The sequence below is a fragment of the Candidatus Kinetoplastibacterium desouzaii TCC079E genome (genome assembly GCF_000340795.1).
Taxonomy (GTDB): domain Bacteria; phylum Pseudomonadota; class Gammaproteobacteria; order Burkholderiales; family Burkholderiaceae_B; genus Kinetoplastidibacterium; species Kinetoplastidibacterium desouzai.
The window spans coordinates 459871-475190 of record NC_020294.1 but is presented as its reverse complement, the minus strand read 5'-3'; the positions used below and the strand labels follow the sequence as shown (position 1 = coordinate 475190).

Genomic DNA, 15320 nt, shown 5'->3' with positions numbered 1-15320 from the left:
ATTGTGACTAGATTGGATTTGATAGATAGGTTAGCTGCTCGTTTTCCTGATTTCACTTTAAAGGATATCGAAAGTGTTATAAGAACCATCTTTTCTTCATTAGAGGATTCTATTCTTCTAGATAGAAGAGTAGAAATTCGCGGATTCGGTAGTTTTTCAGTTTCTCAAAGAAAATCTAGAACTGCTCGTAATCCTAAATCTGGTGATGTAGTATCTTTATCAGATAGAAAGGTTCCGGTTTTTAGAGCAGGTAAGGAATTAAGAGAACGTGTTAATGTATCAAAATAATTCTATACATACGATAGCTTAACATTGCGGAAATTAGAAACACAAAGTTTATATTTTGTGTTTCTAATTCTTTATTAGTTCAGAAAAATGTAGAATAAGATGTATTTATTTTTTAAATTTATTCTCTTTATGTTGTTGTTAATAGTATCTCTAAATAATATTCAACCTGTTAGTATTAATCTTTATGAAAGTTTTACTATTAGTGATGTGCCATTAATATTTATTATATTTATATCAATATTTATTGGTTTTTTGTTAGGTTTATCATCCATTTTTTTCAAAAAAACAAATAATAACAAAAGTAAAAAAATATGATTTTAGATAATTATCTATTGTTTAATAATTCTTAAGGATAGTTTTAGGATAATAGTTATAAAATATTAATTTTGCTAATTAATGGAATTTAAATAGGTTATTTATGGAGACTATGTATATTACTCATCCAACTAGTTTTATACATGAAATGGGTTCTTTTCATCCAGATACTCCACGAAGATTAGATGTTATATCAGATCAATTGTTAATGAGTGGCCTGATGCCTTTTATTACTACTGGCTATCCTTTTAAGGCTTTGAAACATGATGTTTTAAGAGTACATACTTCTGATTATTTTAATAGTTTACTTACTAATATTCCCGAGCAAGGTAAATATTATTTTATAGATAATGATACAATGATGAATCATTATACTTTTAATTCTGCTTTATACGCGGCTGGATCTGGTATTTTTGGAGTGAATGCTGTTTTTAGTAATTATGTAAAAAATGTATTTTGTTCAGTTCGTCCTCCTGGGCATCATGCTTGTAGTAATAAAGCCATGGGATCTTGTTTTTTTAATAATATAGCTATAGCTGCCAAGTATGCATTTGAGCAATATAAAATATCTAAATTGGCTATTATAGATTTTGATGTTCACCATGGAAATGGAACAGAAGAGATATTTTTTAATGATGATAGAGTGTTAATGTGTAGTTTTTTTCAACATCCTTTTTATCCTTATTCTAAGTTGCTTAATTATAAAAAAACTAATATGTGTAATATTCCAGTTGATGCTTATAGTAAACCTTCTAAAATTAGAGAAATTGTTTCTGAATATTGGATTCCAGAAATTCATAAACATAAACCTGAAATTATATTAATATCAGCTGGGTTTGATGCTCATAGAGAAGATGACATGGGTCAGCTATTTCTTACAGAAAGTGATTATGCTTGGATTACTGATAAAATAGTAGATTTATCTGAGCAATATTCAGAAGGTAGAATTGTTAGCATGTTAGAGGGTGGTTACAATTTTTCTTCTTTAAGTAGAAGCGTTGTGGCACATATTAGATCTTTGGCTAAACTTTGATATTTTAAATTAATTCAGGATTTTATTAATGAAGGTATTAGTAGCAGTAAAAAGCGTTGTTGATTATAATATAAAAGTACATGTTAAATCTGATAATTCTGCTGTTCAGTTAGATAATCTTAAAATGTCGATTAATCCATTTGATGAAGTTGCATTAGAAGAGGCTATTAGATTGAAAGAGCAGGGAATTGTTTCTGAAATTATAGTTGTTTCTTGTGGTGATATTAGCAGTAAGAATATTTTGCAATATTCTTTAGCAATGGGTGCTGATAGAGCTATTTGGTGCGAATCAACTATAGATATACAACCTTTAGCGATTGCTAAAATTTTGAAAGTTATAGTGGAAAGTGAAGAACCTCAAATGGTATTCTTAGGAAAACAGTCCATAGATAATGATGCAGCACAAACAGGGCAAATTTTATCAGGTATTTTAAATTATTCTCAGGCAACATTTGCTAGTAAATTAGAGTTTGTCGATGAAGAATTGTTTGTGACAAGTGAAGCTGATTCTGGCAATATAACGATTTCTGTTAAATTACCTACTGTAATTACAGTAGATTTATCTCTTAATAGTCCTAGATACATTTCTTTGCAGAATATAATAAAATCAAAGAAAAAAAATATAGATCATATTAAAGCAGAAGAAATTTGTCGTGATATAAGTCCTAGATTTAAAGTATTGAGAGTAGAGGAACTGAAAAAAAACAAAAAGGTTGTTTTATTAAATGATGTTGATCTACTTATAAATAAACTTAGAAATGAAGCTAAAGTAATATGATATTAATTATTCCTGATCATGACAATGAGTCGCTTAATGATTCTATATATAATCTTATTTCAGCATCTTTAGAGTTTGAATTAGAAATCCATGTATTAATAGTTGGTTATAAAGTTGATAATGTTGTTATGAAGGCTTCTCTTATTCCTCATGTATCTAGAGTTCTTGTTTCTGATGCTGAATGTTTTAAAGATTTTCTATCTGAGGATATTTCTTTGCAAATTTCTTCTGTTGCAAATAGATATACTCATTTGATCTTTTCTGATTCTTTAATTTCTAAAAGTATAGCTCCGAGAGTGGCTGCTATTCTTGATATAGCGCCAATCTCGGAAATAATAAAAGTTATTTCTAATAATATATTCATACGAACTAATTATGCTGGTAGTATTATTAGTACTATAGAGGTTAAAGATCGCATAAATATTATAACAATAAGAACTTCTTCTTTTTTGCCTAAATATGATAATTGTAAAATTATTCCTAGTGTAATTGAAACACTCGAAAGCATAGATAGTAACAAGTTATCTAAATATATAACTAGAAATGATTTATTAGGTAATAGACCTGATTTATCAAAAGCTAGAATTATAGTGGCAGGTGGTCGTGCTATTGCTAGCAAGGAAAATTTTGAGAATTTACTAGGAGTATTGGCTGATAAAATGGGAGCAGCATTGGGAGCTTCTCGTGCTGCTGTTGATGCTGGTTATGCTTCTAACGAATTGCAAATTGGACAAACTGGTAAAAGTGTTTCTCCTAGATTATATTTTGCTATAGGCATTTCTGGTGCTGCTCAGCATGTGGCAGGAATGGTTAATTCAGAGATAGTAGTTGCTATTAATAATGATATAGATGCTCCTATTTTTAATTTTGCTGATTATGGGATAGTTGGTGATCTTTTTAAGATTGTGCCCCAATTGATAAAATCTCTTTAATATTTCTAGATTTATTCATTGTATTTAAAGTATAATCTAATGTGGTGGTATATTTTAATATTGTCATCCTCTGGCTCTTGAGTTCAGAAAGAATAAAATATTTATTTTAATAGTATAGAGCTAATGATGGTTTAGGAGTGTATTTATGAATTTAATTTCTATTTTAGAAAAAGAAGAAATTATACGTTTGTATAATGAAAAAAAGAATATGGAGTTTTCTCCAGGAGATACAGTTGCTGTTAGTGTAAACGTGGTTGAAGGTGCTAGAAAAAGAGTTCAGATTTACGAAGGTGTTGTTATAGCGAAACGTAATAGAGGCCTAAATTCTTCTTTTATTGTTCGTAAAATATCTTCTGGTGAATCTGTGGAAAGAACATTTCAGTTGTATTCTCCTCAGATTGAAAGTATAGAAATAAAAAGATTTGGTAGTGTTCGTAGAGCTAAGTTATATTACTTACGTTCAAGGTCAGGTAGATCAGCTCGTATTAAAGAAAAACTTATCTCAAAAAAAATATAGTTTTACACTATAAACGTAAATATTTTTTATTGGCTTGATATTCTTTTATTATTTTTTTATATAAAGAATATCTGCCTTTCTTAATGTCTCCTCTTAAAACAGCATTTATAATAGCGCATCCTGGTTCGTGATGATGAGAGCAATTATAAAATTGACACTCTTTTATAAATTTACTAAATTCTGGAAATCCTTTATTAATATCATTGATATTAATATGTTTTATAGAAAATTCCTGAAAGCCAGGAGAGTCTATAATAAAACTATTTCCTATATTTAAATCATATAATTTTACATGGCTTGTTGTATGCTTTCCTGTTCCTAAGTATTTAGAGTATTCTTGGGTATTTGCATGTGCGGATGGTACTAATTTGTTCAAAATGGTTGATTTCCCCATGCCGCTCTGTCCAACTAATAAATTGGTCTTGTTAATTAACAAATTATACATTTTAAAAATAATTTCTTTGTTAGTTAAGTTTTTAGCGCTTAAATTTATTATTGGTATATTTTCAGGTGTAATTGATTTAATTCTATCAAGCGATAATAACACTTGTTCTTTAATATCATCTTTATTTAGAATAATTGTTATATCTATATTACATCTCATTGCTTCTAATATTAGATTGCCAATAATATCTGTAGAAAATGATGGTTCAGTAGCAACAATAATTATTATATGATCAATATTAGCAGCTAAATATTTTCTTTTATTATTGTCTGATCTATAAAATATATTCTTGCGTTCTTGTATTTTTTCTATAGAGTTTTTGCCATATATTTCTTTATTTATATAAACCCAGTCTCCTACAGCCGCATGATTTTTTTTACCTTTTATATAACAGTTATATATATTGTTCTCATGTTTTACTATGTATTGTTGTTTATGAGATTCAATAATACGACCAAGGATATAACTACTCATATGTTTTATAAATAAGAATATATTAGTTTATATGTAATTTATTAGAAATAAATCTATGTTTTATTAGAATAGATATAATATTTTTATGTTGAATTTATGTTATTTTAGCATTTTATGTGTGCTATGGAAAATTATATGAATAGTTTTAATGATGATAGATTAGTTTGGGTTGATATGGAAATGAGTGGTTTAGATTTTTATAAGGAGAGAATTCTAGAGATAGCTGTTATAGTAACAGATTCTAATTTAGAGATTGTTGCTGAAGGTCCAGTATTAGTTTTACACCAAGACAAAAAATTACTAGACTCAATGGATAAATGGAATACTTCTGTACATACTAAAAGTGGGTTAGTTGAAAAAGTAAAAAATTCATCTTTAATAGAAAAAACTGCTGAAGAAATTCTTCTGAATTTCTTGAAAATGTATATATTACCAGGCAGATCTCCTTTATGCGGTAATACCATCCATCAAGATCGTAATTTTATGAGAATGTATATGCCTACTTTAGAGAAATTTTTTCATTATAGAAATTTAGACATTAGTACAATAAAAGAACTTGCTAAAAGATGGAATTATAATATTTATAAAGGTTTTGTTAAGCAAAATAAACATGAAGCTTTAGCTGATATTCATGAGTCAATAGAAGAGCTTAGATATTATAAAAAATATTTTTTATCTTTTTAGTTTTATGTAAATTTTGTGATATGTTTCTTATATAAAATATATAGAAAAAAAGAAGATATACTGAGACCTATGGTAGACATTATCCATAAGCTGCTAGCTCCAATATAAGAATTTGGAGCTATGATAAAATGTACTGTTTTAAAGTGTTCAATACCTTTCCCAAATCCAAACCACCATCCACCTCCTAAGCCAATAACTCCAAGAGCAATTGTTTGTGTAATAAAAGGTAGTGTGCTAATTTTGTAAGCTCTTAGCAAGTAGGAGTTAAAACATTGGATAGAATCAACGATATGAAAAAAAGGTAATAATATCATTAAGTTGTATATAGTATATTTTATTGCCTCATCATTAGTATATATATTCATTATATAATTTGTATTTGAGTAAATAATAATGGCTACTATAAAAGACAATATTATAGTTATCCATAATCCTATAGAGCCTGATTTTTTAGCTGTTATATAATCTCCTGATCCTATTGCTTGGGCTGTTATTGATGATGTTGCTATCCCAAGTGATATAGGAAATATATAGCAAACTCCAGCTATGTTTGCAATAATTTGGTGACCACCAATGGCTATTAGACCTTCATTAGCTATCAATATTGCCATTGAAGTAAAGGTTAATACTTCTACTAGATAAGATCCACCCATAGGTAATCCTATTTTTAGTAGTTCTTTGATTTTATGCCATTGTGGTTTGTATATAGATAGTTTAAATTTTTTATAAAATTTATCTTTCTTAATAATGTAAAACCCAGTTGAAAGTGTAATCCAAGAGACAATTGTTGTCGATATTGCTGCTCCAGTTGCTCCCATTGCAGGTATTAATTTATAGCCAAATATTAGAATTAGATTTAAAAAAGCTTTAAAAATTATAGATAATATACTTACAATTACCATCATTCTAGATTTAGATAATGCTGCACATAAATTATAAATAGTGCGAAAAATCAATGAGGCAGGTAATGCAAATATTAATATTTTTAAATATATAGATACTCTTTCATAGATTTCATTTTCCATATTTTTAAAGAACACAAACCATACATTTGGATAGTATAGTAAAATCGACCCAAAAATAGAAAGTGCAATTGATAACCATACTCCTTGAGACCAATATCGTCCTACTTCATGGAAATTTTTTCTACCATAGTTGTTAGCAATAATAGGTATTAATGAATTGATTACGCCTAGAAGGCTTACAAAAATAGTAATGTATATTGACGTTGATAAAGCAACAACTGCTAAATCTTTTTTGCTAGTATGTCCACTCATAATTGTATCAAGTAAGCCATATGATATTCCGGCTATTTGACTAATTAATATAGGCCAAGATTGATTTAATATATTTTTTAATATTTTTGATTCTTTTATTATCATACTAAACTTATATTAACGGCTTGATTGCAAATGAATTATATAAAGAAGTTTTTTATATAAAGTATTTTTCATTACCAAAGAATTTATTTTAACATAATTCAATAGTAAATCTTATTTAGATTTTCAAATTTGAGATGTGTAATCTATTTTCAAATTATATATGAAGTAATGAAGTAAAATTAGCAATTTTGCAAACTCAACATTAATTCTTATTGTATTTGAATATAATAGCTGTTACACAGTATTATTGTGTGGTTTTATTTTAATATGTAAGGATAAACAGGTTCCATGTTATATGGAAATAGGTGTTTTATATTTTTTGTAACTAATTAAAATTGTATTTTAATTAGTAGAAACTAAAATAAATATATTTATTGTTACTACTAATTAAAAGGTTTTATGTTTTATAAGTCTTACTTGTTGCTAGAACCAGGAGTATGAGAGAAGCGAGCACGGAATTTTTCAACTCTACCTGTTTCAATAATCCTAGTTTGTGCTCCAGTGTAAAACGGGTGAGATTTAGATGTAACATCACATTTAAATAGTGGGTAATCCTTCCCATCAAATTTAATAGAATCTTTAGTATTAACTGTTGATCTAATTATGAATTTATGACTAGTTTGTGTGTCTAGAAATACTACTTCACGATATTGAGGATGAATATTTTGTTTCATAGATAAATTCCAATAACTGTTTTGCAATGAAATATGATATTGTAAAGCAGTTGATTTTTCAATGCTAGCTATTACAATTTTAAAAACTATCTTTAATTTTTTAATAGAAAGATAAGAAAGAACCATTAATGTGTAAATATACATCTATATTGTTTTTTTTTTGTAACTAAAAAACTAATAATTTTAGAGTGAATTTTTTATGAAATGTAGTAGTTATAGTATATTTATAGTTCCTCATGTAAATATATTTTTTATTTAAATTTAATAATAATTTATTTGCTTTTATTTTTTAAGAAGAGAATAAATTGATATTTATGGTGCCGGCAAGAGGAATCGAACCACCGACCTTCGCATTACGAATGCGCTGCTCTACCTTCTGAGCTATACCGGCTTATTACAAATAATATAATTACGAACGACTAGACTATATAGCATAAATATTATAGATAGCAAGTTGTTTTAAATAATATAATAATTAACATTATATATTTTTATATTTTCAAGCTATAATGCAGATAATGATTATTTGTTATTACGTTTGTTAATTGAAATTTTTTATTTTTATTTAATATAGGTTAACTGTTGTTGTTTTTAAAATTTAAACTATTAAAATAATTTCGTAATAATTCTATGTTATTTGTTTTTTTCTTCTTTTTTTTATTTGACTCTGAAGTTATCTAAATCTTTATTATTAAAAATAAGATCTATTTATAATTTTTTTTCCTTCAGTTGTGTCTTCCAAAATTTTATAGTTTGGGGTTGTCTCGGTGACAAATAATAAAAATATACAAAATAGTGCATTGATTCATAATGATTGTTTAGAACATTCTTCTGAGTCCAAAGACAATCTTTCTTGTTCACGAAGTAAATTACGTAAATTACGCACTCCTTTTAGACGTCGCAGGGGGGATGTTAGTGAATTATCATGTAATCAGGATAATTCTAATTTTCAGAATAATCTAAAAACTGGAAATAAATTTTTATTATCTAAACAGAATAATCTTGAGGTTTCTAAAATTAAAAAAAATAATTTCGAACTTTCTTTTTTAGAAAGATCAGATCATATTGAAAATAGGTTAAAACTTTCATCAACACATAATGATGATATTTTTCCTAAATTGCATAAAGTTCTTGCTGAACTAGGTGTTGGGTCCAGAAGAGAAATGGAAGATCTTATAATAGCAGGTAGAATATCTGTTAATGGAGCTCCAGCTCATGTTGGTCAAAGAGTAAAACCTAATGACTTAATTAGGTTAAATGGTAAATTAATTCGTAGAATTAGTAAAAATAGAACACCTAGAATCTTAGTGTATCATAAACCATCTGGAGAAATAGTAAGCAATAAAGACCCTCAAGGTAGAGAGAATGTATTTGCCAATTTACCCAAAATAGGTTCAGGCAGATGGGTGTCCATAGGTAGACTAGATATAAATACAGAGGGATTGCTGATTTTCACTAATTCTGGCGAACTAGCTAATTATTTTATGCATCCAAAGTATGGGTTTGAACGTGAATATGCTGTTAGAATTATTGGTGATCTTAGCGAGTCTCAAAAAAAATCTCTTATTGATGGTGTTAATTTACAGGATGGGCTTGCTCGTTTTGAATCTTTAAAAGCAATAGGTGGAGAAGGTGTAAATCGTTGGTATAAAGTTGTTTTAAAAGAAGGAAGAAACAGAGAAGTTAGAAGAATGTTTGAATTTTTAGGAATAACAGTTAGTAGACTTATAAGAATAAGATATGATGATGTTACACTACCACGTAATTTACGTCGTGGTAAGTATTATGAATTCGATGAATCTGTAGTAATTGCTCTTATGATGAAGATTGGTTTTTTAAAAGCCAACAATGATATTGTCAATAGTAATGTTAAAAATAATTTTTCTTATAATAAGAATTCTTGTATAAAAAACACTCCTCAACGTTCTAATCATAACATGGGATATAAAAACAAGAAACAAAATAAAAGCCATGATGATCAGTTAATTTTTCATACTTCAGAAGTTTTAACTAAGAATGATAATCATCATTATGATAATAAGAAAGTTCTTGTAGATAAAGATGTTAATCATTTAAAAAATGAAAGTCAGGGAAATTATATTAAAAACAATTCTAGTAATTATTTAAAATTATCTAAACCCAAACATGATAAATTCACAAAAAAAACTAGAGTCTTTTATGGTAAAAAGAACAGTCACTCTTTTGTATCCAATGAAGATGAACAGCCTATTAATCCAAGTGCTCATGAATCTAATTTAGGAATTATAAAAAGTAAGAAGAGAAATTTTCACTGATTTTTTTGAATACACTGACAGTTATAGTATAATTTTATCTAAATGTCTGTTAAAATCTTTGACTTAGTGAGATTTTAATTTCCATGATGTATTTTGTTGTTAATTATTTCTCCAAATATTGCCTTAATTGTTTTTATAATCTTGTAAAGGTTATATATTAATTTTTTTATCTATTAATTTATATGATTGATTTGTTTTCCGTTACAGAGAGTGCTTTGCAGGTCTTGTCAAAAGATATTGAACTTGTTGATATAGAAAGATCTTCTTCAGGTCTGTTGCGTATAATAATTGATAAGATTGGTGGTGTGTATATAGAGGATTGTGAAAATGTCTCTCATCACTTATCTCATGTTTTTGCAGTGGAAAATATTGATTATAAAAATCTTGAGGTTAGTTCACCAGGTATAGATAGACCTTTGCGAAAAGAATCTGATTTTGTGCGTTTTGTTGGAGAACGAATAGAGATAAAATTTTATAATGCATTTAACAATAAAAAAATATTCCGTGGTATTTTATTTTTAGAAGAAACTTCAACATCTAATTATGATGAGACAAGTAGATTAGATTCGTATGATATGAAATTTGGAATTAAAGTTGATAATTTGGGAGATAAAAATGATCCGCAAATTATTAATTTTGTTCTTAATGATGTAGATCGTGCAAAATTAGATCCAGTTCTCGATTTCAAGGGCAAAAGGCAATGAGTCGTGAAATTCTTATGTTGGTCGATGCATTGGCGCGTGAAAAAAATGTTGCTCACGAAATAATTTTTGGAGCTTTAGAGGAAGCTCTCGCCTATGCTATTAAAAAAAGATTTAAAGAAGATATAGATATTAAGGTTTTTATAAGCAAGGAAACTGGTAAGCATGAAGCTGTTCGTCGCTGGCTAGTTGTGCCTGATGAGGATGGATTGCAAGATCCTGATAAACAAGAAATGTTATCTGATGCAAGAGAAACAAATCCTGATATACGTGTTGGTGATTATATAGAAGAATCATTGGACCCAGAAGATTTTGGAAGAATAAGTGCTCAGGTTGCTAAACAAGCTATTCTTCAACGTATTAGAGATGCTGAAAAAGAACAAATATTAAATGATTTCTTGAGTCGTGGTGAAAATATCATTTCAGGATCTATTAAAAGAATAGATAAGGGAGATGCTATAGTAGATATAGGCAGAATAGAAGCTAGATTACCTCGATCTGAAATGATTCCTAGAGAGAATCTCAGAATGGGAGATAGGGTAAGGGCTATGGTTCTTAAAGTTGATCGCAATGTTCGTGGTCAACAAGTTATATTGTCTAGAGTTTCTCCACATTTTATAATTTATTTATTTGAAAATGAAGTTCCTGAAATAGAACAGGGTCTATTAGAAATTAAGGCAGCTGCTCATGACCCTGGTATAAGAGCTAAAATAGCAGTAGTGTCAAATGATAAACGTATAGATCCAATAGGTACCTGTGTTGGTGTTCGTGGTTTAAGAGTTAGCGCTGTTCGCAATGAGTTAGGGGGAGAACAGATTGATATAGTTTTGTGGTCAAATGATCCAGCTCAATTTGTTATTGGGGCTTTGGCTCCGGCTAATGTTGAATCTATAGTTGTTGATGAAAATAATCATTCTATGGATGTTGTTGTTGATGATGAAAATTTGCCCAAAGCTATTGGAGTAAAAGGGCAGAACGTTAGATTGGCTTCAGAATTAACTGGTTGGAAAATTAATATAATGACATCTGAGGAAAGTATTAAACGTCAAGAAACTGAGCGTTTAAGGATAGTTTCTTATTTTGTAAAAAAATTGAGTATCAATACAGATGAAGCTAATTTGCTTGTAGATAATGGTTTTTCTGGTATCGAAGAAATAGCTTATGTTCCTTTACAAGAGTTATTGGAAATTAAGTATTTTGATGAAGAATTTGTAAATAAACTAAGATCACGTGCTAGAAATGCTTTGTTAACAGAAGCTCTTGTTCAAGAAGAAAATATTGAGTCAGACTCTGATTTATTGAAAATCGATGGAGTTGATCAGGAGTTGTTAACAAAATTAACAGCACATGGTATTTTTACAAAGGATGATTTAGCTGAATTAGATTCTGAAGAATTATCCGAAATATCAGGATTAAGTTTAGAGAAGTCTAGTGATTTAATAATGTTAGCTAGGGCTCATTGGTTTGAATAGTATATATAGTAGTGTTATTTCAGAAAGTTATTCGCTTATATATTATTTTTTTATTATTTTTAGCTATACAGGGAAGATATTTTAATGTCGATTACAACTGTGGCTCAGTTTGCTATTGAGCTTAATATGTCTGCCGATGTATTGTTAGATCAATTAAAATCAGCTGGTGTTAGTGTTAAATCAGTTAAAGATTGTGTTATGGATCATGATAAGATTAAATTATTAGAATCTTTACGTAAAGCTCATGGTGTTAATAATAATGATAAAAAAATTGTTTTAACAAAAAGAGAAACAAGCGAAATATACCAAGCTGATGCTAAGGGTAGGTCTAGAACTATTCAGGTTGAGGTTTTAAAGAAACGTACCTTTGTAAAAAAAAATATTAACTTATCTTCTAATGATAAATTAGAAGATAAAAATAATGATATTAATCTTCCTATAAATATAAATTCAACATCTGATAATTTGACAAATTTGAAAAATGATTTATCAAAAGAAAACACTGCTGATGTTAATTTAAATGTTGATGATAATAGTATACAAATACTAGATAGCCATTTAAGTTTAAAGTCAAATGTTGATTATATAGAATCAACCGATATTAATAATGACTTAAATAGTGTATCTAGTATATTTCTAGAAAAATCTGACAGTAGTACTGATGATATTTTAAAATCTTTTAATCAAAATTCAAATAAGATGGCACTTTCTTCTAAATCCCCAAATATGAAAAATTACAAGAATGGAATAAATACAAGTTCAAATACAAATGCAAATAAAAAACCTGAAAAAAATACTATTGGTAGAGAAGCTGCGAAAAAATCTTCAGAAGCAGAAGCAGCTGCTTTGCAGGATATGTTGAATCGTCCACGTAAAGTATTAAAATCTAATGATTCTGTTGGAAACACTAAAAATCTTAATAAGAAGGTAAGCTCGTCTGTTAAAAAAGATAGCAAATCTTCTATTTCTAAAAAAAATAATAAATTATCAGAAAATTCTTCTGGTTGGAATGAGGAAGTTTCACGAAAAAAGAATCTAGATAGAGAAAAACGTTCTACTTTGTTAGGTGAAGTTGATGGGTGGAAGGTTTCGGGAGTAAAAACTAATAGATCATCTAGAAACAACAAAAATAATTTAAACAAGGACAACATAAATCAACAGCAAGAGTTTATTGTTCGTAAGATTAATATACCTGAGACTATTACTGTGGCTGATTTAGCTCATAAAGTATCTCTTAAGGCAGGAGAAATAATAAAGCATCTTATGAAGCTTGGTCAAATGGTAACTATTAATCAGGTGTTGGATCAAGAAACAGCAATGATAGTAGTGGAAGAATTAGGTCATATTGCTATTGCTGCAAAGTTAGATGATCCAGAAACATTTCTAGATGATTCAGATGTTATTTCTAACGAGAATTCTGTACCACGAGCTCCAGTTGTAACAGTTATGGGACATGTTGATCACGGTAAAACGTCTTTGTTGGACTATATACGTAAGGCTAATATTGCTGGGTCAGAAGCAGGTGGTATAACTCAGCATATTGGAGCTTATAATGTTAATACATCTTTTGGTTCTATAACTTTTTTAGACACTCCTGGGCATGAGGCATTTGCTGCCATGCGAGCTAGAGGCGCAAAAGCCACAGATATTGTTGTATTGGTAGTAGCTGCAGACGATGGTGTTATGCCTCAAACAAAAGAAGCTATCAGTCATGTTAAATCAGCATCTCTTCCTATGATTGTTGCATTAACTAAATCGGATAAACAATCGTCTAATTTAGATAAAGTGAAGCAAGAATTAATAGCAGAAGAAGTAGTTCCAGAAGAGTATGGAGGTGATGTTCCTTTTATACCAGTTTCATCTAAAACAGGTGTTGGAATTGATAATTTGTTAGAGAATATATTATTACAAGCAGAAATTTTAGAGTTAAAATCGCCTGTAAACTGTAATGCAAAAGGTATAGTAATTGAGGCTAGTCTTGATAAAGGACGAGGTCCTATATCTACTATATTAGTTCAAAGTGGAACTTTGAATAAAGGTGATATTGTTCTTGTGGGTGCTACTTATGGACGAATAAGAGCAATGTTAGATGAGAAGGGTATGCCTATACAAAATGCTGGTCCATCTATACCTGTTGAAATACAAGGTTTAACAGAGGTTCCTGCTGCTGGGGATACTGTAGTTGTTCTTAATGATGAAAGAAAAGCACGAGAAATTGCTTTGTTTAGACAAGGTAAATTTAGAGATTCTAAATTATCTCGTAAACAAGCTACAACACTTGAATCTATGTTTGAGAATATGTCAGATTCTTCTGATTTGCAGTCTTTATCAGTTATAATAAAAGCTGATGTTCAAGGTTCACAAGAAGCGCTTTCAAGTTCATTAATAAAACTTTCTACAAATGAAGTTAAAGTTAATATTATACATGCTGCTGTTGGTGGCATATCTGATAATGATATTAATTTAGCAATAGCATCTAATGCTTTTGTAATAGGGTTTAACGTTAGAGCAGATGCTAGCGCTAAAAAGAATTCAGATTCTAATAATGTAAATCTTCGTTATTATAATATAATTTATGATGCTATTAATGATGTAAAATTAGCAATGTCTGGATTATTATCGCCAGAAAAGAAAGAAGAAATAATTGGTCTTTTAGAAATTCGCGAAGTTTATAGTATTTCTAAAATAGGTAGTGTCGCTGGTTGTATGGTTTTGGAAGGAATAGTAAAAAAAGATTCCAAAGTCAGACTGCTTAGAAATAATGTTGTTATATGGACAGGCCAAATAGATTCATTACGTAGATTTAAGGATGATGTTAAAGAAGTAAAATCTGGATTTGATTGTGGTGTTACACTTAAAGGTAATCCAGATATATCCTCTAAAGATCAGTTAGAAGTTTTTGAAATTAAAGAGATAGCTAGAACGTTATAAATATAATTAGAGTTATTTATGAAAATTAATACTAAGGGAGAAGTTTCTGCAAGAAATATTCGTATTTCTAGACAGATTCAGAAGGATCTATCTAGAATAATTACCCAGAGTTTTTCTATAGAAAATATTGGCATTCTAACTATTTCTAAAGTTAATCTTTCAGTTGATTATGCCCATGCTAAAGTTTATTTCACAGTTTTTGGCGCTGATCCTGATACTGTAGAATTATTTCTCAATAATAAGTCTGGTTGGTTATATTCTTGTCTTTATAAATTATTAAAAATACATACAGTTCCAACCTTACATTTTTTATATGATAAACACATAGAGAAAGCAAATAATTTATTAAAATTAATAGAAAAAGCTAATGATTCTTCTATATAACTATAGTTATATTTGT

General features: G+C 28.7%; 15 protein-coding genes and 1 tRNA gene. 12 read left to right on the top strand and 4 right to left on the bottom strand.

Annotated elements, in window-relative coordinates; all coding sequences use genetic code 11:
* Positions 1 to 3 precede the first annotated feature (3 nt).
* The 6 genes from CDSE_RS02240 (at position 4) to rplS (ending at position 3863) form a co-directional block, all read left to right on the top strand.
* A complete protein-coding gene (locus CDSE_RS02240) occupies positions 4 to 288 on the top strand; it encodes an HU family DNA-binding protein (protein WP_015396385.1) in 285 nt (94 codons plus the stop codon).
* A 99-nt stretch (positions 289 to 387) separates the two neighbouring features.
* Positions 388 to 603 (top strand): lipopolysaccharide assembly protein LapA domain-containing protein, encoded by a 216-nt coding sequence (locus CDSE_RS04020; protein WP_083873544.1) that lies wholly within the window; start codon positions 388 to 390, stop codon positions 601 to 603.
* A gap of 103 nt (positions 604 to 706) precedes the next feature.
* The gene (locus tag CDSE_RS02230; RefSeq protein WP_015396384.1) at positions 707 to 1636 is read left to right on the top strand and encodes a histone deacetylase family protein; all 930 of its coding nucleotides are present in this window, start codon (positions 707 to 709) and stop codon (positions 1634 to 1636) included.
* Positions 1637 to 1664: 28 nt separating this feature from the next.
* Complete coding sequence (locus CDSE_RS02225) at positions 1665 to 2414, top strand: electron transfer flavoprotein subunit beta/FixA family protein (protein WP_015396383.1); 750 nt, start codon at positions 1665 to 1667, stop codon at positions 2412 to 2414.
* Positions 2411 to 3346, top strand: a complete 936-nt coding sequence (locus CDSE_RS02220) for an electron transfer flavoprotein subunit alpha/FixB family protein (RefSeq protein WP_015396382.1) — start codon at positions 2411 to 2413, stop codon at positions 3344 to 3346. Before CDSE_RS02225 ends, CDSE_RS02220 begins: the two co-directional genes overlap by 4 nt.
* 145 nt (positions 3347 to 3491) lie before the next feature.
* A complete protein-coding gene (gene rplS, locus CDSE_RS02215; RefSeq protein ID WP_015396381.1) occupies positions 3492 to 3863 on the top strand; it encodes a 50S ribosomal protein L19 in 372 nt (123 codons plus the stop codon).
* A gap of 7 nt (positions 3864 to 3870) precedes the next feature.
* Here rplS and rsgA read toward each other — a convergent pair whose 3' ends face one another.
* Positions 3871 to 4782: a ribosome small subunit-dependent GTPase A gene (gene rsgA / locus CDSE_RS02210; protein ID WP_015396380.1), complete on the bottom strand. Its 912-nt coding sequence runs from the start codon at positions 4780 to 4782 to the stop codon at positions 3871 to 3873.
* A 135-nt stretch (positions 4783 to 4917) separates the two neighbouring features.
* On the opposite strand from rsgA, the gene orn reads away from it, so the two are divergent.
* Positions 4918 to 5466: an oligoribonuclease gene (gene orn / locus CDSE_RS02205; RefSeq protein WP_041186216.1), complete on the top strand. Its 549-nt coding sequence runs from the start codon at positions 4918 to 4920 to the stop codon at positions 5464 to 5466.
* Positions 5467 to 5468: 2 nt separating this feature from the next.
* Here the strand turns inward: orn and CDSE_RS02200 are convergent, their stop codons facing one another.
* From CDSE_RS02200 to CDSE_RS02190, 3 genes are all read right to left on the bottom strand, one after another.
* Complete coding sequence (locus CDSE_RS02200) at positions 5469 to 6848, bottom strand: MATE family efflux transporter (protein WP_015396378.1); 1380 nt, start codon at positions 6846 to 6848, stop codon at positions 5469 to 5471.
* Between the two features lie 413 nt (positions 6849 to 7261).
* Positions 7262 to 7522, bottom strand: coding sequence for a type B 50S ribosomal protein L31 (locus CDSE_RS02195; protein ID WP_015396377.1), 261 nt, complete (start codon positions 7520 to 7522; stop codon positions 7262 to 7264).
* 315 nt (positions 7523 to 7837) lie between these two features.
* A tRNA-Thr gene (locus CDSE_RS02190) sits at positions 7838 to 7913 on the bottom strand.
* A 376-nt stretch (positions 7914 to 8289) separates the two neighbouring features.
* Between CDSE_RS02190 and CDSE_RS02185 the strand changes: the two genes are divergently transcribed.
* The 5 genes from CDSE_RS02185 (at position 8290) to rbfA (ending at position 15304) form a co-directional block, all read left to right on the top strand.
* The gene (locus CDSE_RS02185; RefSeq protein ID WP_015396376.1) at positions 8290 to 9816 is read left to right on the top strand and encodes a pseudouridine synthase; all 1527 of its coding nucleotides are present in this window, start codon (positions 8290 to 8292) and stop codon (positions 9814 to 9816) included.
* Positions 9817 to 9998: 182 nt separating this feature from the next.
* Positions 9999 to 10520, top strand: coding sequence for a ribosome maturation factor RimP (rimP, locus tag CDSE_RS02180; protein ID WP_015396375.1), 522 nt, complete (start codon positions 9999 to 10001; stop codon positions 10518 to 10520).
* A complete protein-coding gene (nusA, locus tag CDSE_RS02175; RefSeq protein ID WP_015396374.1) occupies positions 10517 to 11989 on the top strand; it encodes a transcription termination factor NusA in 1473 nt (490 codons plus the stop codon). The genes rimP and nusA overlap by 4 nt, the downstream gene beginning before the upstream one ends.
* Positions 11990 to 12073: 84 nt before the next feature.
* Positions 12074 to 14920 (top strand): translation initiation factor IF-2, encoded by a 2847-nt coding sequence (gene infB / locus CDSE_RS02170; RefSeq protein ID WP_015396373.1) that lies wholly within the window; start codon positions 12074 to 12076, stop codon positions 14918 to 14920.
* 18 nt (positions 14921 to 14938) lie between these two features.
* Positions 14939 to 15304, top strand: a complete 366-nt coding sequence (gene rbfA, locus CDSE_RS02165) for a 30S ribosome-binding factor RbfA (protein WP_015396372.1) — start codon at positions 14939 to 14941, stop codon at positions 15302 to 15304.
* The last annotated feature ends 16 nt before the right edge of the window (positions 15305 to 15320 follow it).